Origin of the sequence: Desulfobacter sp., assembly GCA_028768545.1 — a bacterium.
GTDB lineage: Bacteria > Desulfobacterota > Desulfobacteria > Desulfobacterales > Desulfobacteraceae > Desulfobacter.
The window spans coordinates 4,777,704-4,801,807 of sequence record CP054838.1 but is presented as its reverse complement, the minus strand read 5'-3'; the positions used below and the strand labels follow the sequence as shown (position 1 = coordinate 4,801,807).

The 24,104-nt window shown below is 49.5% G+C and carries 23 protein-coding genes; 10 read left to right on the top strand and 13 right to left on the bottom strand.

Features of this window, described 5'->3' with window-relative positions; genetic code table 11:
- The first annotated feature begins 149 nt into the window (after positions 1–149).
- The 4 genes from HUN05_23345 (at position 150) to HUN05_23330 (ending at position 3,416) form a co-directional block, all read left to right on the top strand.
- Positions 150–1,136 carry an ABC transporter substrate-binding protein gene (locus tag HUN05_23345; protein ID WDP87702.1) on the top strand — a complete coding sequence of 329 codons (987 nt, stop codon included), beginning with the start codon at positions 150–152 and terminating at the stop codon, positions 1,134–1,136.
- A gap of 55 nt (positions 1,137–1,191) precedes the next feature.
- A complete protein-coding gene (locus tag HUN05_23340) occupies positions 1,192–2,082 on the top strand; it encodes an ABC transporter permease (protein WDP87701.1) in 891 nt (296 codons plus the stop codon).
- Entirely contained in the window at positions 2,079–2,873 is a 795-nt protein-coding gene (locus HUN05_23335) for an ATP-binding cassette domain-containing protein (protein ID WDP87700.1), read from the top strand. The genes HUN05_23340 and HUN05_23335 overlap by 4 nt, the downstream gene beginning before the upstream one ends.
- Positions 2,874–3,011: 138 nt before the next feature.
- Positions 3,012–3,416 carry a hypothetical protein gene (locus HUN05_23330; protein ID WDP87699.1) on the top strand — a complete coding sequence of 135 codons (405 nt, stop codon included), beginning with the start codon at positions 3,012–3,014 and terminating at the stop codon, positions 3,414–3,416.
- A 119-nt stretch (positions 3,417–3,535) separates the two neighbouring features.
- Here HUN05_23330 and HUN05_23325 read toward each other — a convergent pair whose 3' ends face one another.
- From HUN05_23325 to HUN05_23300, 6 genes are read right to left on the bottom strand one after another with little or no spacing between them, the layout of a single operon-like run.
- Positions 3,536–4,108 carry a TetR/AcrR family transcriptional regulator gene (locus HUN05_23325; protein ID WDP87698.1) on the bottom strand — a complete coding sequence of 191 codons (573 nt, stop codon included), beginning with the start codon at positions 4,106–4,108 and terminating at the stop codon, positions 3,536–3,538.
- Entirely contained in the window at positions 4,109–4,558 is a 450-nt protein-coding gene (locus HUN05_23320) for a 4Fe-4S binding protein (GenBank protein WDP88206.1), read from the bottom strand. It abuts the gene before it with no gap.
- Positions 4,559–4,580: 22 nt separating this feature from the next.
- The gene (locus tag HUN05_23315; protein WDP87697.1) at positions 4,581–6,533 is read right to left on the bottom strand and encodes an aldehyde ferredoxin oxidoreductase family protein; all 1,953 of its coding nucleotides are present in this window, start codon (positions 6,531–6,533) and stop codon (positions 4,581–4,583) included.
- Positions 6,534–6,571: 38 nt separating this feature from the next.
- Entirely contained in the window at positions 6,572–7,819 is a 1,248-nt protein-coding gene (locus tag HUN05_23310) for an iron-containing alcohol dehydrogenase (protein WDP87696.1), read from the bottom strand.
- A 10-nt stretch (positions 7,820–7,829) separates the two neighbouring features.
- A complete protein-coding gene (locus HUN05_23305; GenBank protein ID WDP87695.1) occupies positions 7,830–9,005 on the bottom strand; it encodes an iron-containing alcohol dehydrogenase in 1,176 nt (391 codons plus the stop codon).
- Between the two features lie 19 nt (positions 9,006–9,024).
- Positions 9,025–9,555 carry a hypothetical protein gene (locus tag HUN05_23300; protein WDP87694.1) on the bottom strand — a complete coding sequence of 177 codons (531 nt, stop codon included), beginning with the start codon at positions 9,553–9,555 and terminating at the stop codon, positions 9,025–9,027.
- Between the two features lie 286 nt (positions 9,556–9,841).
- Here HUN05_23300 and HUN05_23295 point away from each other — a divergent pair, with 286 nt between their 5' ends.
- The gene (locus tag HUN05_23295) at positions 9,842–10,615 is read left to right on the top strand and encodes an enoyl-CoA hydratase/isomerase family protein (protein ID WDP87693.1); all 774 of its coding nucleotides are present in this window, start codon (positions 9,842–9,844) and stop codon (positions 10,613–10,615) included.
- Between the two features lie 5 nt (positions 10,616–10,620).
- Here the strand turns inward: HUN05_23295 and HUN05_23290 are convergent, their stop codons facing one another.
- From HUN05_23290 to HUN05_23280, 3 genes are all read right to left on the bottom strand, one after another.
- The gene (locus HUN05_23290; GenBank protein ID WDP87692.1) at positions 10,621–11,277 is read right to left on the bottom strand and encodes a GntR family transcriptional regulator; all 657 of its coding nucleotides are present in this window, start codon (positions 11,275–11,277) and stop codon (positions 10,621–10,623) included.
- Between the two features lie 104 nt (positions 11,278–11,381).
- Positions 11,382–11,822 (bottom strand): C_GCAxxG_C_C family protein, encoded by a 441-nt coding sequence (locus HUN05_23285; protein WDP87691.1) that lies wholly within the window; start codon positions 11,820–11,822, stop codon positions 11,382–11,384.
- Positions 11,823–11,874: 52 nt separating this feature from the next.
- Positions 11,875–12,474, bottom strand: coding sequence for a TetR/AcrR family transcriptional regulator (locus HUN05_23280; GenBank protein ID WDP87690.1), 600 nt, complete (start codon positions 12,472–12,474; stop codon positions 11,875–11,877).
- A gap of 467 nt (positions 12,475–12,941) precedes the next feature.
- On the opposite strand from HUN05_23280, the gene HUN05_23275 reads away from it, so the two are divergent.
- Positions 12,942–14,231 carry an FAD-binding oxidoreductase gene (locus HUN05_23275; protein WDP87689.1) on the top strand — a complete coding sequence of 430 codons (1,290 nt, stop codon included), beginning with the start codon at positions 12,942–12,944 and terminating at the stop codon, positions 14,229–14,231.
- 48 nt (positions 14,232–14,279) lie between these two features.
- Here HUN05_23275 and HUN05_23270 read toward each other — a convergent pair whose 3' ends face one another.
- Both HUN05_23270 and HUN05_23265 read right to left on the bottom strand, forming a co-directional pair.
- Positions 14,280–15,878 (bottom strand): adenylate/guanylate cyclase domain-containing protein, encoded by a 1,599-nt coding sequence (locus tag HUN05_23270; GenBank protein WDP87688.1) that lies wholly within the window; start codon positions 15,876–15,878, stop codon positions 14,280–14,282.
- Positions 15,875–16,243 carry a VOC family protein gene (locus HUN05_23265; protein WDP87687.1) on the bottom strand — a complete coding sequence of 123 codons (369 nt, stop codon included), beginning with the start codon at positions 16,241–16,243 and terminating at the stop codon, positions 15,875–15,877. Before HUN05_23265 ends, HUN05_23270 begins: the two co-directional genes overlap by 4 nt.
- A gap of 154 nt (positions 16,244–16,397) precedes the next feature.
- Between HUN05_23265 and HUN05_23260 the strand changes: the two genes are divergently transcribed.
- The 4 genes from HUN05_23260 (at position 16,398) to HUN05_23245 (ending at position 22,202) form a co-directional block, all read left to right on the top strand.
- On the top strand, positions 16,398–17,513 hold the full coding sequence (locus HUN05_23260) for a pentapeptide repeat-containing protein (GenBank protein ID WDP87686.1): 1,116 nt from the start codon (positions 16,398–16,400) through the stop codon (positions 17,511–17,513).
- An 11-nt stretch (positions 17,514–17,524) separates the two neighbouring features.
- Positions 17,525–18,373: an HDOD domain-containing protein gene (locus HUN05_23255; protein WDP87685.1), complete on the top strand. Its 849-nt coding sequence runs from the start codon at positions 17,525–17,527 to the stop codon at positions 18,371–18,373.
- Positions 18,374–18,758: 385 nt separating this feature from the next.
- On the top strand, positions 18,759–20,768 hold the full coding sequence (locus HUN05_23250) for a methyl-accepting chemotaxis protein (protein WDP87684.1): 2,010 nt from the start codon (positions 18,759–18,761) through the stop codon (positions 20,766–20,768).
- 114 nt (positions 20,769–20,882) lie between these two features.
- On the top strand, positions 20,883–22,202 hold the full coding sequence (locus HUN05_23245) for an N-acetylmuramoyl-L-alanine amidase (protein WDP87683.1): 1,320 nt from the start codon (positions 20,883–20,885) through the stop codon (positions 22,200–22,202).
- A gap of 191 nt (positions 22,203–22,393) precedes the next feature.
- Here the strand turns inward: HUN05_23245 and HUN05_23240 are convergent, their stop codons facing one another.
- Together HUN05_23240 and HUN05_23235 are read right to left on the bottom strand one after the other, a co-directional pair.
- On the bottom strand, positions 22,394–23,326 hold the full coding sequence (locus HUN05_23240; protein WDP87682.1) for a sigma 54-interacting transcriptional regulator: 933 nt from the start codon (positions 23,324–23,326) through the stop codon (positions 22,394–22,396).
- A 55-nt stretch (positions 23,327–23,381) separates the two neighbouring features.
- Complete coding sequence (locus HUN05_23235; GenBank protein WDP87681.1) at positions 23,382–23,981, bottom strand: hypothetical protein; 600 nt, start codon at positions 23,979–23,981, stop codon at positions 23,382–23,384.
- Positions 23,982–24,104 lie beyond the last annotated feature (123 nt).

Genomic DNA, 24,104 nt, shown 5'->3' with positions numbered 1-24,104 from the left:
AGGCCGCCCATTGAATTTATGCCTTGCAATTTTTAAGGGGCGGTATACAATGGGTAGCCAAAGTAAAAGGGGCTGAAAAGGGCAGGAAAAACACCCCCACCCAGGTCGGCCAAAATAATGTTTAGTGCTCTTTGGAGGATCATTTTTAAATGAAAAAAATATCTTATTTTACCATGGCAGCCCTTATGGTGACCTGGATGTTTATGGCCGGAGTTCAGGCTGAAAAAAAAGTCTTTGTCGGGATTTCCAAGATTGTGGCCCATCCGGCCCTTGATGCCCTGGAAAAAGGGGTGCAGGACGGGATCAAAGAAGATTTTCCCAATGCCCGGTTTGATCTTCAGAATGCCAACGGGGAAATGTCCACTGCCGCTTCCATTGCCAAGAAATTCAAGGCAGAAAAAGTAGACATTGCCGTGGGCATTGCCACTCCCACCGCCCAGGCCCTGGTCAATACCATCAAGGACAGGCCCGTTTTATTTTGTGCGGTGACTGATCCTGAGGGGGCAGGCCTTGTGGGATCGGTTGAAAAAGGGGAAAAGGGGGTGACCGGCACCTCAGACATGACCCCGGTCAAAGAGCAGATTCAGCTGCTCAACACGATTAAACCCTTAAAAACCCTGGGTCATGTCTATTGTTCCGGTGAGGCCAATGCCGTTGCCCTGGCTGTGATTGCCAAACGGGTCTGCAAAGAGATGGGTATTGAATTTATTGAAACCACGGTGACCAATTCTTCGGAAGTCAAACAGGCGGTCCAGACCATTGCCCCCAGGGTAGACGGGATCTATTTGAGCAATGATAATACGATTTTCTCCGCCCTTGCAGCGGTGACTGCCGTTGCCATGAAGCATAAAATTCCGGTCATGTCTGCGGATCCCTCTTCTGCTGAAACCAACGATGTCCTTGCGGCCTGGGGATTTGACTACTACAAGATGGGAAAGGTCACCGGCAGGCTTGCCGCAGATATTCTCAACGGGGCCAAACCGGTTGATATCCCAACGATATACATGACCGAGCCCTCTGACGTGGATCTGCTCATCAACTTGGATGTGGCTGCCAGGCTCGGGCTTGTTTTTCCTGAAGATATTATTGCCACGGCCAATAAAGTGATCAAAAACGGAAAATTGGTATCAAAATAAATCAAGGAATTGCCCTGAACCACCGGGGTTTTCCAATATAAAAAAGTTGCATTAAATGATTGAAGGTATTTTTGTAGAAGGACTGATCTATTCGATCATGGCCCTGGGCGTGTTTTTTACGTTCAGGGTTCTTGATTTTCCTGACCTGACCGTTGACGGGTCCTTTCCCATGGGCGCGGTGATCATGGCCGCCTGCCTTCATTCGGGGATTAGCCCGGTTGCAGGTCTTGTCTATGCTTTTGGCGGCGGGGTTTTGGCCGGTTTTGTCACGGCCGCCATCCACAATAAGTTCAAGGTTCCCCATCTTTTGGCCGGTATTTTAACCATGACCATGCTCTATTCGGTGAATATCAGGATTTTGTCCAACCGGGCCAATTTGCCGTTGCTCCGGGTGGATACCCTGCTGACCTGGGTTCACAAGGTGAGCTTTGGGATCATGGCACCGGAATATGCCACCCTGATCTTTTTTGTCCTGGTGGTCTTTGCCTTGAAATTTATTTTGGATATCTTTTTTACCACAGACATGGGACTGGTGTTCGGGGCCTTGGGCGATAACGAGCAGATGGTCCGGGTCCAGGGGGTAAATCCAGCCACCCTCAAGCTCGTCGGGGTGGGGATTTCCAACGGTCTGGTGGCCCTGTCCGGCGCCTTTGCCGCACAATACCAGGGATTTGCAGATGTAAACCTGGGCCAGGGCATTGTGGTGTCAGGGCTTGCCTCTGTGATGCTGGGAGAATTTTTGCTCAAGTCCAACCGCATCAGTATTCTGACCCTGAGGGTGATCCTCGGGGCGATCCTGTTCAAGGCCATTATGTATTTGGGCCGGTATTACGGGTATTATATCAACATGACCCCCAATGATCTCAAGCTTATCACAGGCCTTTTGATTCTCGTTTCTCTGGGCCTTGCAAATTTTAAACGGCTAAAGGCAAAGGAGAGGTCATGATCTGTCTATCCAATATATCAAAGACCTTTAACCCGGGGGCTCCTGGCGAAAAAACCGTGATACAGGATTTGAACCTCAGGGTTGAGCCCGGAGATTTTCTCACCATCATCGGCAGTAACGGGGCCGGGAAAACCACCCTGTTCAACCTGATTTCAGGTGCCATGCTCCCAAGCTCAGGAGAGATTAAGATCAAAGACAGGGATGTCACATCCCTGCCTGAATACAAAAGGGCGCGGCTCATCGGCCGTATTTTTCAGGACCCCCTGGCAGGAACCGCCTCCAACATGACCCTGGAGGATAATATGATGATTACCTCTAAAAAAGGGTTTAAATGGCCGCGAATCAGCCTGACCCGGGCCATGAGAAACAGGTTCCAGGCGAAGGTAAAAGTGTTGAACATGGGGCTTGAGGCCAGGATGAAGGAAAATGTCTCTTCCCTTTCAGGGGGCCAGCGTCAGGCCTTAACCCTTTTGATGACCGTGCTGTCCGGGCCTGATATTCTGCTTCTTGACGAGCATACCGCTGCCCTGGATCCGAGAAATGCGGCCATGGTTATGGACCAGACCACCCGGTTCATTGAAGAGGGGAATCTGACCAGCCTCATGATCACCCATAACATGGGCCATGCCATTGAATTCGGCAATCGGTTGATCATGATGGACAGCGGTCAGATCATCATTGATGTCAAAGGGGATGAGAAAAAAGCGCTGACCAAGGAAAAATTAATCCAGATGTTCACCGAGATTAAAAAACAGGATTTTCAGACCGATGAAGTCCTGTTGACCCACTAACAGCCCTGGAAAGAGATTGGTTTGATTTTTCTTTACAAAGGTATGGGGGTGTGCCAGATTTAACCTTAACCTTGGATAACTTAAAGGCCGGACACTCAAAATTTGAGATAAAGGATCAATCGTTCAAAAGGGGGGATTATGATCAAGAGCGTTGGCTTGAAACTCATGGCCGTTGCCGTCATCGTTTTATTGTCGTCAGTCGTTTGCCAGGCCCGGGAATGGGAGAGACTCGGGGCGGAAAAATTGCGGGAAAAGGGCAACCAGATAGAGATTGGCCTGGCCGGCAGCGCAACCGCCTATTCAGCCTTAAAATTTGGTGTTCAAAACGGCCCCATTCATATTAAACGGATGATTGCCTATTCTGAACTGGGTATACCCTATGAGTTTGACATTGAGGCCTATATCAAACCAGGAGAGTTCTCGCCCTCGGTTGACATTTCAAATCCGGAGATTGTGTTGGACCGTATTACCCTGATTTACTATATCAAAAAAAGGGTGGACATCCTGGTTTACGGGATGACATCCCCTGAAAAAGCGGACTAACCTCCTTTTTTATCATCACCTGTTGCTCCGCTGTAAAATTTTTTTGTCCGGTTTAAAAATATTAAGATCCGGTTTTTTCAAATTGTCAGTTTCTGACCTTCTGGTTTTGATATATTCGTCTATTCCACGATCACCTTGAGCATGAGGCGGACAATATCCTTGATTTGGGTCTTGTCCGCCCCGAGAAGGGTTTGTAGAATAAATCCGTCCACCACAGCCACCAGGAGTTTTGCCTTGGCCGCCACATCTATTTTGGGTCCGGCCATTTTATCGTAGGCATCATCCACCATGGAAAACCATTGCGCATAGGTGGACTGAAATATGAGTTTGAGCTCTTCATTGCCTGACACCGCCTCCCTGACCAGATAGAGATGAAGCCTGCTTCTGGTCTCAGAGGTTAAAAGGGTGGTGAAAAAGGCGGTGAGCAGTTTTTCCCAGGTCACCTGGGATGTTGTATCAATCATATGGAACAAGGTGGCTGTGATCCGCTCCATATGGATGTCGGCAATGTCGAATATGAGGTCATTTTTGCTGGCATAATAATAGTAAAGCGTGCCCTTGCTCAGCCCTGAAGCCTTGGATATCTGGGCCAGACTGGTGTTGTCTATCCCTTTTTTCCCGATCATGGCCATGGCCGTGTCCAGGATTTTCTGGCGGTTGTTCTTGCCTGTGCCTTTTGCTGTTTTTGCCATTTACCCTGCCTTTACAGGTTCTTTGGGAGGGGCAGACTGCCTTGCGCCCATGGTGACCGCATCCACTGGGCAGTCCTGGACGCAGAACCCGCAGGCAATACATAATTTTTCATTTTCAAGACAGGGAAACAGATGGGTGGAGCCCACCTTTTGTCTTTCCTGGGTCAATGCACCGGTGGGACAGGTGTCCAGGCAGACAGTGCAGGAAAGGCAGGCGGACAGGTCAAAATAGGGCCGTTCCCACTCTTTTTTGGGGATGCGTTCCAGGACCAGTCCGAACTCGTCGGTTACGGCGCCTGACGGGCAGACCCTGCCGCAGGCCCCGCATTCAATACAGGCCTGGCCGTCAATGAAATGTAATTGTTTTTTTTCTCCTGATATGGCAGTTGCAGGACAGATAAGAGCGCAGGCCCTGCACCCGATGCAGGCATCTGAAATCGTATAAGCCATGGGGTATTCTCCTTTTTTGTGTTCAGGCAATGGATAATATTTTGTCGACGATCTCTTTGCCGGGTTTCCCGGTTTCCCGGTCCCATCCGAAAAGTTCCCAATAATCTGCCATCATGGTCTCCACATCCACGGTCCTGCCCTTGTTGGCCCCTTTGACCTGGGGCGGAAGTCCCAGAATCCGGTCCGGGGCCCTGTTGGCCTTAGGCTCAATGCCGTGCTTGACGTTGAATGCCTGTTTGATCACCTGGATATTGCCCCCTTTTTCCATATACTCTTCCGGGGTGAAATTCCAGCCGGCAGCGGCATTGAGCCAGTCAAATATCCGGATCCGTTTGGCCCCGAGAAAACCGCCGAACAAACAGGCGCCTGCACCGTTCATCACGTTGAGATACTCTGAGTTTGCCTTGCCCACCCGGGCATGATTGAGGTTTTTCTTGTACTTACTGGATTTTAAATATCCCGGCCCCATTTTGGGCACCCCTTTTACCTTTTTCCACAGCTGGTACATTTCATAGTAGAGGCCGGCCCCGTTGGTATGGCGGCCCGGTGCCGGTTCAACACTATAGTGAAGGGCAAATCCCGGGTCATTTCTTGAATCATGCATGGCCGGCTCCTGGCCTCCGCAATGAATGGCCATCTCTTGGGCCTCCTTGCCCAGGCGTTTGGCTGCCAATTTTACCCCGTCAGCCAAGATGTCTCCAATTCCTTCTCTTGTTACCATTTTTTCCGTTAAAAACTTAACCGCAGCAGGGTCTCCCCAATCCAATGCCTGGCCTCCGGTGTCAGCAAGGGTGATGATCCCCTTTTCATAGCATTCCATGGCAAATGCCACGGCATGGCCGGCGGATATGGTGTCCATGCCGGCCCGGTTGAGCAGTTCGTTAATATAGAAAATGGCATCTGTGTCCTTGTTCATGACAAACCCGCCAAACGAGAGAACGGTTTCATATTCTGGTTTATGGGTTTCGCTAAATTTGCCCTTGGTTTTACAGATGCCTCCGCATCCCAGGGGGCAGGAGTAACAGTGAAATTTTTCAGTCTCCGCTTTGACATAGGCATCCGGGTTGGAAGAAAAAGATTTGAAAAATCCCCAGTCTGAATTGCTGCCCTTCCAGTTTTTAATGGGAGAATCTCCCATTTCAACGGACATCTGGTTCATGGAGACCGTGCCCCATTTGCGTAATAAAATTTTATAGAGCATCCCGTCCTGGGTGGCCACAAAGGGAAGGATTCTGAGCAGGGTCCCAATGGGCCCGGTGAGCCAGCCCGGCACAAAGGGGGGCTGGAATTTTACCCATTTGCCGCAGATCTGGCTTAAGCGTTTGATTTCTTCTCTGTTGTGAACTGGAATTCGTTTTTTTCCTGCAAGGACAAGGGCCTTGAGATTTTTGGCCCCCATGACAGCGCCCAGGCCTGAGCGGGCCGCCATCCGTCCCTTGTCCGTGGAGACCCCTGAGATCAGAGATAATTTTTCTCCGGCCTGGCCGATACAGGCCACCTTTGCATTTTTGTGGGCCGCTTTGAGCAGTTCTTCGGTCTCAACGGCGTCTTTTCCCCATACCTCCTGGGCCGGTTTAAGCCGGGCGCCTTTGTCGTCCACATAAAGGTAGACAGGGGTTGGGCTTGTGCCCTTGAAAAAGATGCCGTCCACGCCGCAGCGTTTGATGGCCGGTGAAAAAGATCCCCCGCAGTTGGCCTCTCCCCATCCCTGGGTTAAAGGAGAGAGGGCCGTGACCATCCACCGTCCCGTAAAAAGGGATCCTGTCCCGGTGAGCAGTCCTGAGACAAATCCAATGATATTCTCCGGCCCCATGGGATCTGCCCCGGCCGGTATCCTGTGAAAGAGGATATGGGCGGCAAGCCCCATTCCCGATAAAAAGGATTCATATACCTTGGGTGAAATTGTTTCAATCTCAACGATTCCCTGGGTCAAATCCACCATCATGATTTTTCCCATATATCCTTTAGCGCTCATTTTGGATTCTCCTTGGTTTGAAGTTTATATCCGTATTTTTACCCTTTTTTAATCTGGGTTTTATCCAGTGGAATTCCTTCCCAGGCCGCCTGGGTCACCATGAGGCAATCTTGAAAGTCCATCTCTTCAGGATTGTAAAAACCCGCCCCGTCGCCCAAAGCGGTTCTGGCGATTTCGGGCAGTTTGTCCCTGGGCACCATGGGAATTCCATCCGGGTTGAGAATGTCTTTAAAACAGATGGCATGGCGGTTTTGGGTGGTGTTGTGCAAGTTTAAATTAAATTGACGGATCCAGTCGATCACGGCCTGCGCCCGCTGTGCTTCAGGGGTGGCCACATAGATCGTTGGCCCTGCCAGGGGCAAGAGCAGATCTGCGATCCTGTCACCTACCCGGTGAAGGTTGTACTCCAGTCCGTAGGGCAAAAGGATGGCCATGCAGGTGCCGTGGGGTACATGGCAGACAGATCCCACGGAGTGGCCAATGGCATGGACCATGCCCACCATTGAATTGGAAAAGGCAATCCCTGCCATGGTGGCAGCCGTGGCAAGGGCCAGGCGGCCCTCCAGATCCGAAGGATTCTCAAGAACCTTTGGCAAATGGCGGCTGATCAGGCAGATGGCTTCATGGGCATGGGCATCTGAAAGAGGGTTTTTGGAGAGCATTACCCTGGATTCAACTGCGTGGGCCATGGCATCCATGGCCGTTGCCGCAGTAATATGGGCGGGGAGGGTCAGGGTCATCCTCGGATCGATGACCGCTGCATCGGGCAGCAGAAAATAGGAGGTAAATAGCATTTTTCTGTTTTCATCAGGATCGGCAATCACGGCCACCAGGGTGACTTCAGATCCTGTCCCGGCTGTGGTGGGAACGGCAATCAAGGGCTTTAAGGGCCGTTTTAAAGCCCCGGCCCCGGTAAATTCCATGAGGTTGTCGCTGTTTTCGGAGATCAGGATATTAACGCCCTTGGCCGTATCCATGACCGATCCGCCGCCCACGGCAATGATGGCATCGCAGCCTTTTTCCCGGTAGACCCCGGCCAGGTGGCCCACCAGGTGTAAGTCTGAATCAGGCGGGACGTCATCTTCAATTGCCTTAATATCTAATTGGCCGTTTATGGACGAGAGAACCACATCCACAAGCCCTGCTGCCATCACCCCTTTGTCCGTGATGATCATGGGGGATTGGGCTCCCATATCTGAAAGCAGGCCGGGGATTTTTTCCAAGGCCTTTGTGCCTGCAACCATATTAACCCGGCAGCAGAATTCATAATAGTCAGGTGTATACATAATATCTCCTTTACCCTTGGATCACAGGCCGGCCGTCACAGGCGCAGGTTAAAATCGTCTCAAGGGTGTTGGGGTCAATCCCTTTGAGGGTTCCTGAATCCACCAGTTTTTCTCCCAAAGAAACTATGGCAGTCTTATTCCAGCCCGCCTCTTCCAGGGTTCGAGGCCGTCTGCCCCGGGATACCCCGTACAGGGAGTTGACCAGGGAACGGATGGCTTGAACGCTGGTTTGGGCATACAGAGGCAACGGTACGGTACTGAAACTCTCCTGGCCCTTGAGGGCCAATAAAAGTCCTTCCATATCCTCAGTTCCCAGGGCTTCCAGAAGCGGGGGCAGGACAATGCACATGGCCTGGCCCTGGCTGATCCGGGTCTGGTCGGAAATGGTTTGGCCCAGGATATTGCTGATCAGCGGTTCGGACATGAGATATCCGGCCATAACCCCGGCCTGGACCAGGTCTTTTTGCCAGGCAAGTTTTATCTTTTGGGGCTGGCTCTGGTGATCCTTGTTGGATTGGATGATGGACTCCAAAGGGGCAATCCCAAGTCGGATGATGGCCGATGCATAGGCCCTGGCCGGCAGGCTTCGGGAAAGCCCGAGCACTTCTGCGCCCGTCGCCAGGCAGGTCAGAGAGACATCAATCAGAGTGTCCACCTCATCGGGTATGAAAAGTGAGGGATCAATCACCGCCTGGTCCGGGGCCAGAAAATCAGACATAAAGGTCTGGTTGTTGAACCGGGCCATTCCGGCGGTTGCCGCGCCTGATGCCGCGCCGATTGGAAGATATATCAGGGGATTGAGGCGCTGAGAGATATTTTTTTTCTTGAGGCTCTCCGGTCCTAAAGATACGGCAATGTTCAATGCCTTTGCCGCATCCCCAGCCGTTTGCCTGCCAAGGGCAATGAGGGCATCATACCCTTTTTCAGTATAATGGGTGTACATGGATTTTATAAAATTGGCATCCCCCTCTCGGGTTTCAGGTATGGGAGGACTGATACCAATGGTCATGCCTGATTCTTTGAAGGCCCGGATCACAGGCTTGGTTAATCCTGCCAAATGGCTGGCTTTGTCTTGAATCACCATGGGTTTTGAGCTTCCCATGGCAGCCAGGTCAAAGGGCAGGTGCTCCAGGGCATTTTTGCCGAAACTCGTTTTGGTCCGGCACAAAAAAGAAAAATGGCTCATAAAAGATATCCTTTATGGTTTAGAGTCCTGTGACGGTTCTGATCAAAACAAGGGCCCTGTCAATGGTGTGGCGCTTCAACGACCATCTGGGGTAGCGCTTGATGGCCAGTTTGGCAATGGGTTTGGGCAGAAGATAGACCTGGACAATATCCAGGATTCGAACCGCAGCGCAGGCCTGGGGCACATCTCCCGATACAAAGAGCCTGTCCCTGGCATTGGCTGTGGGCGTACTCTCCTGAAAGGTGAACAGGGTAAACAAGTTCCCCATGCTTTTAAGCCCCATTTCCAAATGAATATTGTGTTTATCCTTGTTTGAACCCAGGTATTTGGCCCTGTGGGTTTTATCTTTTCCCACAATCATATAAGGACCGTTGGGAAATGCGCCCAAACAGAAGGTATACCCTTCGGGCATGGCCGTAAATTCATCTTTTACGGCCGAGTCCACCCGGCCGGCTGCCTGTACGGCCCGGCCCACGAACCAGAGCATGATTCCCAGGTAAATTCGCTGGAAATATTTTTTCCCGGGTTTGATTTCTGTAATTGCGTCCATGATCCTCCCTTATATTAAAACAATATGAATGAAAAAAGCGTTTAGTCGGCCAGGCGCCCGACAACACTATAGGACAAGCCTTTCTTTTTTGTCAAGGCGTTTTTTTGAGAGTATATTAACGGGTTATACTCAAAAAAAGGGGAGCGGGCCCCATGGCGGGAAAGGGGCAAGTCCTTGTTTATTTGTATTTGCTTTTTAAATCCAAATCTTTCTTGCCCAGGCCTTTTATCTAGGGTAAAAACCATATGACGATGAAACCTTTTAAAATGAACAGAAAGGAAGATCCATGTTGAAAAAAGAAATTCAGGATAATATTGTCATTGCCCAGCTGTCAGACAAGGTATCCAACGCCGTAGATATAGAAACCTTGAGGGCGCTTAAAGAGATCGTGGATGAGGTCAATGAACAAGATGAACTCAAGGGCATTATCCTTATCGGTCAAGGCCGTTTTTTTTCAAGCGGTTTCAGTCTGCCCATGTTTGTGGGATTTGAGACAGATGAACAGGTTATCTCCTTTTTTGAAGAAGAAGAAAAAATCTTAGTGGATTATTTTACCTGTAAAAAGCCTGTGGTCTGTGCCATGAACGGGCATTCGGCTGCCATGGGACTGATCCTTGCCATGGCTTCGGATTACAGGATTGTGAAAAATCATCCCAAGATAAGACTGGGCATGAGCGAGATCAAAATCGGGCTGTCCCTTTCCATTGCCCAGTCTGCCGTGGTCAGGTTCGGCCTGGATTCGGACAGGCGATACCGGGATGTCATGTACAATGGGGAAATGATCGGGGTGGACCAGGCCCTTGAAATGAAGATGGTGGACGAGATTGTGGAAGAAGATCAGCTCATTGCCAGGGCAAAAGAGGTGATTTCCCTGTGGATTGATACCCCGAATCAGCCCTTTATCCAGATTAAAAAACAACTTAAATCCCAGACCGCAGCCAGGATCGCCCAGACCCTGGAAAGGGAAAACTGGCAGGAAATCATGGCCAGCACCCTTTTAAACAAGGATGTAAAGGCGACCCTTGCCTTTGTTCAGGCGGCCATGGAGCAGAAAAAATAGGGGCATCAAAGGCCTGACAGCCCGAGAAATGAGGACCTGATTCGTTTAAGATGCTTGAGCAATTGATCTTTCCTGGCCTGGCCTGCCTCCTGGGGGGATCCGGTCTTGAGCAGATTGCCGAGGATCACCAGGTCCTCCTGGACCGCAGTGACTTCCCGGTTCCATGCTTTGGGGTCCATTTTAAGCATGTTAAAATACCAGAGCCGGAAGGTTAAGGAGTAGAGCCTTTCAGAGGTCTCAATGAGAAAGGGGTTGCCTGCAGCCCTGTGGAAGATCTCTTTGTTTTCCCAGTCTATTTTTCCCAGGGCTTTTGGGTCTTTATTGTCTTTGAGTGCATGGCAGCCGGATTCAAGGCTGCAGAATTTATCCATATCTTCTTGGGTTAGGTTCTGGGCGGCCATGGTGCCGATGACCGCTTCGAGTTCCAGCCGGGCCTGGAATACATCTGTGATGGTGCCAAGTTCCAAAGCCATGATCAAAATCCCTGTCCGGGGCAGGATTTTGACCAGATGCTCCCATTCAAGGTGGAAAAGCACTGTGCGCAACGGGGTACGACTGACCCCGAATTCCTGGGCCAGGGTCTGTTCCTTTAAAATCTGGCCTGGTTTATAGTCTAGGTGGATGATCCGGTCTCTGAGGGTGTCGTAAATTTCTTTGTTCATATTATGTCCCATTGTTGTGGATAGCTACTGGTATATTTAAATAATACAAAGAAAATTTTATTGCAAGGCGGTGCCCCCGCCAATGGCCATCTCAATTTTAAGGATCATTCCTCTTCTTTGAATAATTGGTCCAGAATCTGCTGGGCATCTTGGACAATCTCCCTGCACAATCCTTTCTCCCTTAATTGTTTCATGCTTTCAGTATCCTGGGGGTCAATCTGGTTCATCCGTAAAATTTCATGACATTCAACAGTGGTCCGCAATCGTTTAAACCGAAGACAAAATTCCTGGGTGATCTGGAAGCAATGGTCTTTTTCATAGGTGTCTTTGGCGGATTTGGGGCCGAACTTAAGCCCGGCAACCATGATGGCCCCAATGACCGCACCGCAGGTTTTTCCCTGGGCCATGCCGCCGGCAAATCCTGAGGCCATTCGGGATGCTAGGTCCCGGGGTAATTGATGGTTTTCAAAATAGGCCATTACCATGGCCTGTGAGCAGGAATGACCTGCCATGAGAAAGTCAACTGCTGTTTTTTGTTTTTTCAATGGACGGCTTGCCTTTTTTTGTCACTGATGGTGACTTTATAGTTAAAAAAATTTACCTGGAAAAAATGCCTTTGAGCAGGAGGTCAATCCCCTGGTCTATGGCAGCCCGGCCTTGCCGGGTATCCAGATCAATTCCCCCGACAACCGGGTGGATTCTTGATTTGATGATCAAATGATTGATTGCCCCGTTCATAAGGACCAGAATGGCCGACAATTGGTCGTCATCAGGCAGGGTTTCCAGTTGTTCAAAAAATTCCAGGCTGGTTTTGATGCGGATCTGTTCCAATTGCCGGGACAATTCATTTTTTCCAAGCAATTCCCAGGCAAGGATATCTTGAGTCAGTGGTCGCTTTTTCAAGGCTGCGGCATAGGCTTTGAAAAAATGGGCCACCTGACGGTCCGGGGGCATGGCCCTGACTCTGTCTGGGTCAGGCCCCATGAGTTCATCGACATCCGGCCAGAAATCAACGGTTTGGCTATAGGCTGACACAAGGCCGGGAAGTCCGTTAAAATAACGGTAGACCAAAACTTTGTCCACGCCTGCCCTGCGGGCCACTTTATTAATCCCCAGCCCCTTGAATCCGTCTAAAGCCAGAACCTTTCCAACGGCCTTCACAAGTTTTGCCTTGGTCTCTTCTTTTTTTTGTGACATCTGTAATTTTCCAAATATAAGGGTGAAATGTTTTGTCACCGTCAGTGACTTTTATCCCGAGTGTTGAAAAATGTCAATGAAAAGTATGGGCCAATTGACAGATGATTTTTGAAATCAGCCTTTTTTTGCCTTTTAAATCCATACCTTGTTCAACCCTTCATAGGTGATCAAACCGATTTTTTAAAGTTGAATCCCAAATCCACCGCCTAATTTCATATTTGTCTAAATATGGGGATGTTCTGAACTTTCCTGGCCACCAGGCGGTACCATATTGCGGCGCCAAGCGAGCGACGAGTGAGGTGTATAAGTCATGCTCCGCAGGGAGGAGCAAACCCAGGCAACGAAGAAGATGGTATTTTGATGGTGGATCAGGGTGAATATAGATGGGTTGACACTGAGATTCTTTTGGTATACCAATAAAACATCTATATAACTCTTTTTTTTAAAAGAAGATAAGGGAGGAGAAGATGGCATATTCTGATATCAGTCATGGATTGTGGGCGGCCACGGCCAAGAAAAATCCCCAATTGAAAGCGCTTTTTGGAGAAAAAAACACTGAAATTGCGATCATCGGAGGCGGGTATACTGGATTGTCGGCCGCCCTTCACCTGGCAAAAAAAGGTCATTCCTGTGTACTGCTCGAGGCCAATTCAGTGGGATTCGGCGGTGCGGGAAGAAATGTGGGCCTTGTCAATGCTGGGCTTTGGCTCATGCCTGAAGATGTGATTTCCATTGTGGGAAAAGCCCATGGCGAAACCCTTATCCAGGTGCTGGGGGATTCTCCTGATCTGGTATATGGTTTGATTGAAGAGTATGATATCCCCTGTGAACCCTGGCGGTACGGCACCTTGCATTGTGCAGACTCCGGTGCCGGATACCGTGCCCTCCAGAGCCGGGAAAGACAATGGCAGGAACGGGGGGCAGATGTCCGGCTTCTTGAAAAGGATGAAGCAGCTGAAAAACTGGGAAGCAAAGCCTTTCGAGGCGCCCTTCTAGACAAACGGGCCGGCACGGTTCAGCCCCTGGCCTATGCATTCGGCCTTGCCTCTGCGGCCCAAAAGGAAGGGGCGGATCTATATGAAAATTCCCCCGTCATTGAACTTGATAAAAATGAACAAGGCTATATCCTGGTGACCCCCCAGGGACAGGTGCGGGCCCAAAAAGTCATTGTCGCGGTCCAGGGCTACCCTGAAAAGGTGTTCCAGAATCAGGTGGATAATATTGTTCCGTTTAACTATTTTCAATTTGCTACCCCCCCCCTTGACCCATCTGTCTTGAAAACCGTGCTGCCCGGAAAAAACGGGGCCTGGGACACCAATTTGATTCTTTCTTCATTCCGCCTGGATGAATCCGGCCGCCTTGTTGTGGGCAGTGTGGGCAATGTGGAGGGATTTGCCTGGGACCTGAACCAGGCCTGGGCCAAACGGACCATTGCCAAGGTCTTTCCCCAGGTGGGCCAGATTGATTTTGAATTTGGATGGTACGGCAGGATTGCCATGACCTCCAACCATATCCCCAGGTTCCACGTCATGGACAAAGACATGGCCATGGTCACCTGCTATAACGGCAGGGGCATCGGACCGGGGTCGGTATTTGGCAAGCTTCTGGCCCAATATATGACCGACGGGATCCTCGCTGACATTCCCTTGCCCGTATCCCCCATGAAAGCGGTGAATTTCAGGACGCTTCGGGGGCTGTTTTACGAGGCCGGATCCAGGCTGTATCATTTTGCCCAGCGCAGAACCCCCCTGTTTTAGCCGCAAATTTTAAGGCGGGTTGGCGAATCAGGTTTGCCAACTGCCATACTAGGCCCGGGTATGGTAGATGTTGAGATCCTGGTCAACTCCTTTGAGATGAACAGGGTGGGGATAGGGGGCCAGTAAGCCCATGTCAAAGCCCCGGGGCAGAAAGGACATGGTCTCTTTTGAAACAATGATCCGGGCATGAATATCCCGGGTCATGGCCTGAAGCCTTGGTGCCAGGTTGACTGCATCTCCCACCAAAAGGTATGAGAGACGGTCCGGACTGCCGATGTTTGCGGCCAGGACCGTTCCCGTATGGATGCCGATGCCGTGGGAGAGTTTGGGCAGGCCGTTGGCTGTGAAGTCACGGTTAAGGTCCTCAAGTCTTTTTTCCATGTCAAAGGCGGCTTTAATGGCGTTGGACGGATGGTTCTCATCGGTGACAGGGGCGCCGAACACCGCATAGATTTCATCCCCTAGAAATTGGAGAATCAGTCCTTTGTTTTCTTTTACAGCTGCTCCCATGGCCTTGAAATAGGCGTTGAGCATTTTGACCACCTTTTTGGGATCATGGGTGGCGGTAAAGGGAGTGAAATCTCTGAGATCGGCAAATAAAATGGTGACCTCTTTATACTCTCCGTCCAAAGGGATGCTGCCCGATAAAATTTCGTCCCTGACCTTTGGGTCCACGTATCGTCCAAAGGCATCCCTGATCCGCTCTCTGTCTTTAAGCCCCTGGATGGCCTGGTTAAACGCATCTCCAAGAATGCCGATTTCATCGTTGGAAACCACCTCTACCCGGGTGTTGTAGTCCCCAATTCTAACGGCCTTGACCGCCGTGACCATTTCATTGACCGGGGCGGCAATGGATTGGCTGATAAGACGGGTCAGAAGACCTGATCCAACCCAGAAAACACCAAAGACCACCAGGGAAAATATAAAAACGGATTTTGCATACTCCCGGGTGGACATGGGGTTGTCGTCCACCTGTAAAAAAAGGACAAAAAGGGTTAAAACAATATGGGTCAGGGGGATGAGGCTTCCCATCCGGTAAAAGGCGCGAATTCTCCGGTCAATGGAGATTCGTCTGGTGTGACTGACATCGGCCAGCCTGCCTTGGGGGAAAAACAAGGGGATCAGGGTGCGTCTCAGATAGGCTTCCAGGCTGAAAAATATTATGGCAGAGGAAATAAATCCTACCATGGTGGCCCTGAGTGAAAAGGTCAGGGCCGTGCTCCAGTCCATGAGATCCATTTTGTAGAAAACAATAAAAATGCACATGGGAATAATGACCCATAAGCCGATGTTGACCGGGACAAAGATAAACGGCATGTTGATGAGGCGCTGCCTTGCCTTTTTTTTAAGAATGTCCGGGGCGTTCTGGGGACCCATCGCCATGACCTGGGTTACCGGCTTCAAGAGCTTGCCGACAAGGAGAATGGCCGGAAGGCTTGAAAAAACGGTCGCCATGCTCAGAATCAGGAATCTTGCCAGGATGATGCCCCACCAGCCGGGATTGCTCAGTTCGCCGATTCTGTCCTGGGTAAATTCAAACGGGATGGACACCTTCATGACCAGGATGACCAGCATGGCCATGAAGGTGGCGCCCATGATCATCAGATAAAATTCAAAGAGCACGGAAAACGGCCGTTTGGACCTCATCTTGACGGGATTACCTCGAGCCAGTATCCGTCCGGGTCGTTGATAAAGTAAATGCCCATTTTCTTGTTTTCATAACAGATACAGTCCATTTTTTTGTGATGGGCATGGGCTTTTTTAAAATCATCTGTTTTAAATGCAATATGAAACTCTTCATCCCCAAGGTCATAGGGTTTTTTCTGGGCCTTGAGCCAGGTCAGCTCCAGTCGGGTTTCAGAATTTTTATCTTTAAGGTAAACAATGATAAAACTGCCGTCTTCAGCTTGTTTACGGCCATGCTCGGTCAGATCCAGGGCGGTTTCGTAAAAGGCCAGGCTTTTGTCCAGATCCAGCACGTTGATATTAAAATGATCAATGGTGAATCCCATGATAACCTCCTTTTTATTATTTGATTAAGTGATGGATAAGATAGATATCCTGGATGCCGGGGTCAAGAAAAAACTCTTTGCTTTATATTGCATAGGGCTTAACTTATGCTGTACTTTGGTGTATAAGCAATTAAAGGCAAGCCAGTCATATCAAATGTTGAACTCAAAAGGGATCAGGATGAAAAAACAGGAGATCCAGACGCCAGATACCGATGTAAACGCACTGGAACAAAGGTGGCTGGAAAAGGCTTTGGACTTTCCGGGAACCCGTCAGGCAGAAGCCCTCCACACCCTGAAGACAAGCTGCACCCCCGGAAATCCAGCCCGGCCGGCAGGATTTGACTTGAGGGGAATCAATCTTAACAGCCAGGACCTTTCCGGGCTTGATCTTTCCGGGTATGATCTTTGTTTTGCCTCCATGAACCGGGTGGATCTGACCCGGGCGAATTTAAGCTATGCCCTTCTTCGGGAGGCCAGCCTTGAAAAGGCGGTGCTCAACGAGTGCGAATTTATCGGTGCAGACCTGGGCCGAACCCGGCTCAACGAATGTGATGCCAAAAACTGCGGCTTTGGCGGGGCCAACCTTTCCTTTGCCAGTCTGATTAATTCAGATCTCAGTGAAGCGGTTTTAAGCCGCTCCTCCCTGCAGGGCGCTGATCTAAGAGCGGCAGACCTGACAGGGGCCAGGCTGTCTGAGGCAGATCTTTCCCATGCCGTATTCACAAGGGCCGCGCTTTGCGATGCAGATTTAAAGCACTCCAATGTGGCCCATACCCGGTTCGGCCTGGCCGATCTTCAGCGGTGTCGGCTTTTAGGGATAAAAAACTTTAAAACAGCAGACTGGGTGGGGGCTGATGTGCGGGACATGGATCTAAGGGGGGCATATCTGGTCCGGCGTCATATTTCAGATGAGAATTATTTGTTTGAGTTCCAGAGTCAGGGTCGGTTTTATAAAATGATTTACTGGATCTGGTGGTTTACCTCGGACTGCGGCAGGAGCCTTCTGCGCTGGTTTGTCTGGCTGTTTATTGCCACTTTGGCCTATGGCACCATCTATACTCAGCTGGCCATAGACTATGGTCTTTATGAAACCTGGTTTTCGCCCATTTATTTTAGTTTTGTCACCTTGACCACGTTGGGCTACGGGGATGCGGTTCCCATCTCTTTGGCAGCCCAGGTGGTTGTCTCTTTGCAGGCGGTAACCGGGTATATGGGGCTTGGGGGGTTGTTGAGTATTTTGGGAAATAAAATGGCACGCCGTGCCGAATAAGGGTATGATTTATGTTTTCGTTTTTTAAAGTAAAGACAAATCCAAAGGCAAAATTAAAAAAAATTCTCAAAGGGTACGAACTGCCGTCCTTTCCTGCTGTAGTCATGCAGATTCTTCAAAAAATACGGAGTCCTTATTCCTCTGCCGCCTCAATTGCAGAAGTCCTGGCCCTGGATCCTGGAATCTCGGTTAAATTGTTGAGAATTGCCAATTCAGCAGCCTTTTCTCCGACCAAAAGAATTGAAAACCTGACCCAGGCCATTGCCCTTGTGGGAATTTCCCAGCTGGAATCTTTAGTCTTGGGGGTGGGCGTGGTCAAAGGAATGCCCAAAAAATCCTGTCAATGGCATGATCCTTCGGAATTTTGGCTCGCCTCTGCCAAGCGGGCGATCCTGGCAAGTGACCTGGCCCGGCTGCTCTGTCCGGCAAAGGAGTCTGAATGCTTTACCGCCGCCTTTCTCCAGGACATGGCATTGCCGTTTTTGGCCTGCCACAGAAGCGAGGATTATGCCCCGATTTTTGAAAAATGGCATATGGAAGGCGGAGATCTGGCCGCCATTGAAAGGGAACACCTGGCATGGGACCATGCAGAGGTGGCAGCCTGGATCTGTTCGGAGTGGGGACTGCCTGAAAATATCGCCGCAGCCATCCGGGGACATCATGGCGAAGAGGTTTCCGCCTACCAGGCTCTGGGACCGGTCCGGCTGGTGGCGATTTTAAGGGAGGATGAATCCAACTCCGGTGTGGATGAGATGATCGCAGCCGGGGAGAGCCAGTACGGGTTGAAAAAAGAGGATTTGGAAGAACTGATTGAGCCCGGCTTTGAAAAGGCCAGAGACCTGGCCCGGATGATTCTTTGATCCATGTTTTTATAGCAGAGCTGATGGACGATTTTTTATCGCCGCATAAATGGTATATGGTTTTTGTCTCTGATATTTTTTTCTTGCAGTGTATGGAGAACATTATGCTGTCTGGCGTTTGATAGTTCTCGGTTTTTGTTTCTTTAAGGATGAATTAATTCGTGATTTTGCTTACGCCGTTGATTTATGTTGGATTTTCATCTAATATATTTAAGCAATTATAAATAATCCACGTATAGAAAAATATGTATGCGCGAAAATACCGCTTGGGGTGATCCGGTTCAAGGAACCAGGATGACTTTGGCAGGATATCCATGGGCATTAGGGTGCTGTTGCAGCTGCCTGCTGCCAGCAGGGTCAATACAGAGAACTTTTTTGGGGGGGGATGAACGTGAAAAAGATCAATGATATCAAGATCAGCGTAAAACTTATTGTCGGCGGACTTGTTGCTGTTTTTATTCCAATGCTCATCGTGGGGGTGATCTCAGTGAATACCGCATCCAAGGCCCTGGTGAGGGCAGGAAGTGATGCCGCGGCCAGGATTTCCCAGGACCTTGCCATGACAACAGAGCTGTTTTTATCCGAAGAGATGAAGTTCGCCCATGAAATGGCTTTGAATCCCATTGTGGCAGAGACCGCTGACCAGGTGGCCCAAAACGGTTTAGAGGGCGCCATGGAGTCCATAAACCGCCTGGATAATTTTCTTAAGAAAGTTCATAACAAGATTGGATCGGAATATGATTTGTTTATTCTGACTGACAAAAATGGAAACACAATCAGCGACAGCACCGGAGGTACTCTTCGGGTGAAAAAGGTGAATGTTGCAGACCGGGATTATTTTCAGGCTGGTAGAGAAGGCAGGGCCATTGTGGGAAAACCCATTAAATCCAAAGCCAGCGGTCTTCCCGTAATTGTACTATCCATTCCTGTGAAAACGACGAAAGGTGATTTCGCAGGGGTGTTCGGCGCCGTATTCAAACTCAGCTCCCTGTCAGAGAAACTCACTTCAATTAAGATCGGAAATACCGGGTATCCATTTATTGTGAATAAGGAGGGTGTTTTTATTGCCCATCCAAAAAAAGAGTTTATTTTTAAATTGGAGCTTAAAACCCTTAAAGGTATGGAAGAGATTACCCGCCGGATGCTGGCCGGGGAAACCGGGGATGCCCGATACGTGTTCAAGGGCACTGAGAAACTTGCCGGGTTCGCTAATGTCCCCATGACAGACTGGAGTATCGCCGTTACTCAGAACCTGGACGAATTCATGGCCCCGGTTAAAAAGATTAAAATTTATTGTATCATTGTGGGGGTCATTGTGCTCGTGGTGGTCGGGATATTGATTTTTCTCTCCTCCCTTGCCATTGTCCGACCCATTAACCGGGCGGTCGAGGGCTTAAAGGATATTTCAGAAGGCGAAGGAGATCTGACCAAGCGCCTTGAGGTGGGGGGCAAAGATGAAGTCGGGATTTTGTCAGAGGCCTTTAATACCTTTATTGATAAACTTCAGACCATGATTTCAGATATTTCCCAGGGTGTGGAGACCCTTTCGTCATTCTCTACCGAGCTTGCGGCCATTTCCGACGAAATGTCCACTGGGGCCTCCCAGACCTCTGATAAAGCCGGGACCGTGGCGGCGGCTGCCGAAGAGATGACCACTAATATGAACTCTGTCTCAGCCGCCATGGAGCAGTCTTCCACCAATGTGAATACCGTGGCCAGTGCTGCAGAAGAGATGAATGCCACCATTGATGAGATTGCCAGGAGTGCGGAACAGGCCCGGGCCATTGCCACCAATGCCGTGGACAAGGTGGAGGAATCCACCGGCAAGATGAACGAGCTCGGATCTGTTGCCCAGTCCATCGGCCAGGTGGTGGAGACCATTACCGATATTTCAGAGCAGGTGAATCTACTTTCCCTCAATGCCACCATTGAGGCGGCCCGGGCCGGGGAAGCAGGCAAGGGATTTGCGGTTGTGGCCAATGAAATTAAGGATCTGGCCGGCCAGACTTCTGATGCCTCCATGGATATCAAAACCAAAATCGACCATATCCAGGAGAGTTCCAAAGTCTCCCTTGCCGGTATGGGAGATATCTCCAGTGTGATCATGGAGGTCAACGATATTGTGGGGGCCATTGCAACGGCCGTGGAAGAACAGTCCTCTGCCACAGGTGAGATCGCCGAGAATATTACCCAGACCTCCACAGGCATTGAAGAGGTGAACCAGAACGTGAATGAAAGTTCTGTTGTGGCCCATGAAATCACCAAGGATATCACCGAGGTCAACCAGGCGGCAACGGAAATGGCTGACCGGTCCGGCCAGGTTCAAATCTCTGCTGAAGAGTTATCAAAACTGGCTGCCCGGCTGGATGAAATGGTCAACCGGTTTAAAATTTAGACCCGGTGTCCAAGGGCAGTTCAAAGATCCTCTTTTTGGACTGCCCCTGGAGGGGGGCGTTTTACGGTTTCTTTTTCTTCCATAACGGATCGAGGGCTGGTATACTCCCCTTCCATGGATAATCAACCGGGTATAACAGGGGTGAGGGCTTACCCTACTGTGAAATGGGCTTTTCTGGGACTGGCACTTGTCCTTTTCTTTGCAGACCTCTCCTGGTCTTATACCCGGTCGGACCTGAAACAATTTCAGGCCAAAATCATTGATTACCGTCATCAGATTAATCCAAGGTTTAAAAAAAAGGTGCGCAGGCATACCGGGCTGATCATTGTCCACACTTCGGAACTTGGCCTTTCAGCCACCTTGAGAGTGGTCTCCAAAGGAAAATACCTTAAACGCGGGCGATCCACCCCAGGGGGACATGCCAATTACGTGATTGCCAGAAACGGAAACGCATACAGGGTTCTGGACCACCGTTACCGGGCAGACCATGCAGGGCTTTCCATGTGGAACGGGGTGACCGATATCAGCAGTGTTGCCGTCGGCATTGAACTTGTGGGGTATCATTCTGCCCCCATTTCAAAAGCCCAGTACCGGTCTGTGGGGATGTTGATAAAAATTTTACAGCAGGTATACACCCTGAGGGACAGGGCGGTACTCACCCACAGTCAGATCGCCTACGGCCGTCCCAATCCCTGGTTCAGCAAAAATCACAGGGGGCGAAAGCGGTGTGCTAAAAACTTTGACAGGGCCAGCTCAGGTCTGGGCCCCACCTGGTCCTATGATCCGGATGTCAGGGCGGGCCGTCTGAAACCGGATCCTCTGCTCGCATCGGTATTTTATCCTCTTTCCCAGCCGGTTCCAAGGGCGGTTGCACGGGTCAAAAGATCTTTGGATATGAATGTTATTTCAAAGGAGAATTCAGCCTGGTCCATTGCCGGGGGGGATTATAATTCAACGGATACCGCCTATATCCTGCCTGGCGGCAGGACCCTGCCCGGAGACCGGGTCGGGGCAGTCATCGGCTGGAGCCATCTTCCGGCCGGGACAAAGGTGCTGCTCAACCAGGAAACAAAAACAATACAGGTTGCGGCCGTTCACCCCATTAAAACTATTTCAGGAAGTATGACGGCCTGGTCCCATGCCGGACAGGATTACAGGAAAAATTCCACCATATATTTTCTGCCCTCAGGGCGGATCCTGCCCGGATCCCGCATCAAAGACTGGGATGACCTGCCGGCCGGCACCCGCCTGGTGGTCGGATATAAGGGGCCTTTTACCATCACGCCTGAAAAGACCGCCTACAAGATTGCAGGCCAAAAGTATAAGCAGAAAACCATTATCTATTATCTGCCAGGGCCAGGGCTTTTGTCCGGGGACATGATCAATGATTTTTCAGATCTGCCCAAGGGTGTCAGGGTCTATCTTCCCCTGTGATGAGGGGATCAGGTTACTGGCCCGAGGGCTGTGCCTTGCATTTAAGTGAGAAGGCTGCGTTTACCAAACTGCATCCGGGTGGCCTGGATTTCATCTTCCAAGATCCTGAAAGATTTGAGCTGCGTCAGAAGCCTGGACACAATGGCAGAGTGCGTTTTTGCAAGTTTTTTAACTTTTGGGAAGGAAAATTATTATTGAGAATGCATCCCGGCCTTTTTACCAAACGGGATGCCCAGTTTTTTCATCCGGGAACGCAGTGTTGGTGGTTTGACATTGAGCAAACGAGCAGCGCCATGGGTTCCTTCGATTCGGCCGTTGCATTTTACAAGTACTTTTTTAATATGTCTGGAGATTACTTCATTAAGATCATACACGTCCATTTTGTCAGAATTTTTGGTGCGCTGGCCTTCTCTTCGATTGTTTGTCTGAAATTCATTGAATGTTAATGGTTCTCCCTGGCTCAGGATCAATGATCGTTCAATTAGATTTTCCAATTCACGGACATTGCCGGGCCAATCATACTCCAATAATCGTTCAGCAGCACCAGGTGCAATATCGGGAGTGAATTCCAGTTTCATATCAATGGATTTTTTTTTGATAAAATGTTTAATAAGAAGAAGGATATCGTTTTTTCTGTGTCTTAAAGGGGGGATGTCAATTGGAAATACTTTGATACGAAAAAACAGGTCTTGTCGAAATCTGCCCTCTTTTACCATTTGTTCTATATCTCTGTGCGTGGCAGCAATGATTCTGATGTCCAGCGGAATCGTGCTTTTGCCGCCAATTCGTTCAATCTCCTTTTCTTGTAGCACCCTGAGCAGTCTGGTTTGTGCATTTGTCGTCAGTTCACCTATTTCATCCAAAAAAACGGTTCCTCCCTGAGCGCGCTTGAAGAAGCCTTTTTTCAAGGCAATGGCACCAGTAAAGGCACCTCTTTCATGACCAAAAAGTTCTGCTTCCATTAGTGAATGTGGGATTGCTGCACAGTTAATCTTGATAAATGGCCCATTTTTTCTATTTGACATGACCATGATGGCATTGGCAATCACTTCCTTGCCCGTACCGGTTTCACCTGACAGCAGAACCGTTGATGATAATCCTGCCACCATTGCTGCTTTTTCCATGACCGGCTTTAATCCGTTGTCCGCACCAATAATGCCAAGCAAGGCATAATTTATGTCATTTGCAGGACTGCTCCGCCAGTTGCGATGGGTTTGATTTTTGTTTTTTTTTTAGCCCTCGGAGTCGTGAATTATTGCTGAAAGTAACAGCTAACAATTCATTCAACGAGTTCAAAATATTGAGATGTTCGTCGGTTATTTTTTTGCCGGACTTATTGATAACCAGCAGAAATCCCAATACCTCTCCTTCTAAAACCAGATCAATAATCGCACCAGAATCCTCCTTATCAGCAATTCCCTGCCCAAAAGGCCCTATATCAACACCGAAAATTCCTTCCCTGGTGTTATCAAACCGCATTGTGAATACAGAATCATCCTTCATCTCATTTACCCATTCAGTCAGGTCCCAAAAAAACTGCCTGAATGCCTTTGGCATAACAGTCGTTCTATTCAATAACTTGGCCTCGTCCAACCGGGCAATGGCAATATCTTCGATAATTCCCAATTCATGATCGTGATGGTGGAGGCTTATCTGATCCACCGGCATATAGTCTCTGAGAAAAAGAAGAGACCGATGCAGCGCCTTATCCAGACCGATGCCTCCGCAGATGTTGTCAATTGCTTTTTGATAGAACTGACTATTCGGATTTATTATCATCACAGTTTCTTTTGGAAATTTATTTATAATTCAGATTGTTATATATCAATCACATGTCACTGTCGTATTATTTCTGTTGGATTTCAAAGAAAATTACAGATCTTCTAAATATCATTGTTTTTC

Excerpts from the sequence above, each read along its gene's own strand:
- HUN05_23345 (WDP87702.1), top strand. The coding sequence starts at position 150 with ATGAAAAAAATATCTTATTTTACCATGGCAGCCCTTATGGTGACCTGG.
- HUN05_23340 (WDP87701.1), top strand. The coding sequence starts at position 1,192 with ATGATTGAAGGTATTTTTGTAGAAGGACTGATCTATTCGATCATGGCC.
- HUN05_23335 (WDP87700.1), top strand. The coding sequence starts at position 2,079 with ATGATCTGTCTATCCAATATATCAAAGACCTTTAACCCGGGGGCTCCT.
- HUN05_23330 (WDP87699.1), top strand. The coding sequence starts at position 3,012 with ATGATCAAGAGCGTTGGCTTGAAACTCATGGCCGTTGCCGTCATCGTT.
- HUN05_23325 (WDP87698.1), bottom strand. The coding sequence starts at position 4,108 with ATGGCAAAAACAGCAAAAGGCACAGGCAAGAACAACCGCCAGAAAATC.
- HUN05_23320 (WDP88206.1), bottom strand. The coding sequence starts at position 4,558 with ATGGCTTATACGATTTCAGATGCCTGCATCGGGTGCAGGGCCTGCGCT.
- HUN05_23315 (WDP87697.1), bottom strand. The coding sequence starts at position 6,533 with ATGAGCGCTAAAGGATATATGGGAAAAATCATGATGGTGGATTTGACC.
- HUN05_23310 (WDP87696.1), bottom strand. The coding sequence starts at position 7,819 with ATGTATACACCTGACTATTATGAATTCTGCTGCCGGGTTAATATGGTT.
- HUN05_23305 (WDP87695.1), bottom strand. The coding sequence starts at position 9,005 with ATGAGCCATTTTTCTTTTTTGTGCCGGACCAAAACGAGTTTCGGCAAA.
- HUN05_23300 (WDP87694.1), bottom strand. The coding sequence starts at position 9,555 with ATGGACGCAATTACAGAAATCAAACCCGGGAAAAAATATTTCCAGCGA.
- HUN05_23295 (WDP87693.1), top strand. The coding sequence starts at position 9,842 with ATGTTGAAAAAAGAAATTCAGGATAATATTGTCATTGCCCAGCTGTCA.
- HUN05_23290 (WDP87692.1), bottom strand. The coding sequence starts at position 11,277 with ATGAACAAAGAAATTTACGACACCCTCAGAGACCGGATCATCCACCTA.
- HUN05_23280 (WDP87690.1), bottom strand. The coding sequence starts at position 12,474 with ATGTCACAAAAAAAAGAAGAGACCAAGGCAAAACTTGTGAAGGCCGTT.
- HUN05_23275 (WDP87689.1), top strand. The coding sequence starts at position 12,942 with ATGGCATATTCTGATATCAGTCATGGATTGTGGGCGGCCACGGCCAAG.
- HUN05_23270 (WDP87688.1), bottom strand. The coding sequence starts at position 15,878 with ATGAGGTCCAAACGGCCGTTTTCCGTGCTCTTTGAATTTTATCTGATG.
- HUN05_23265 (WDP87687.1), bottom strand. The coding sequence starts at position 16,243 with ATGGGATTCACCATTGATCATTTTAATATCAACGTGCTGGATCTGGAC.
- HUN05_23260 (WDP87686.1), top strand. The coding sequence starts at position 16,398 with ATGTTGAACTCAAAAGGGATCAGGATGAAAAAACAGGAGATCCAGACG.
- HUN05_23255 (WDP87685.1), top strand. The coding sequence starts at position 17,525 with ATGTTTTCGTTTTTTAAAGTAAAGACAAATCCAAAGGCAAAATTAAAA.
- HUN05_23250 (WDP87684.1), top strand. The coding sequence starts at position 18,759 with ATGAACGTGAAAAAGATCAATGATATCAAGATCAGCGTAAAACTTATT.
- HUN05_23245 (WDP87683.1), top strand. The coding sequence starts at position 20,883 with ATGGATAATCAACCGGGTATAACAGGGGTGAGGGCTTACCCTACTGTG.
- HUN05_23240 (WDP87682.1), bottom strand. The coding sequence starts at position 23,326 with ATGGAAAAAGCAGCAATGGTGGCAGGATTATCATCAACGGTTCTGCTG.
- HUN05_23235 (WDP87681.1), bottom strand. The coding sequence starts at position 23,981 with ATGATAATAAATCCGAATAGTCAGTTCTATCAAAAAGCAATTGACAAC.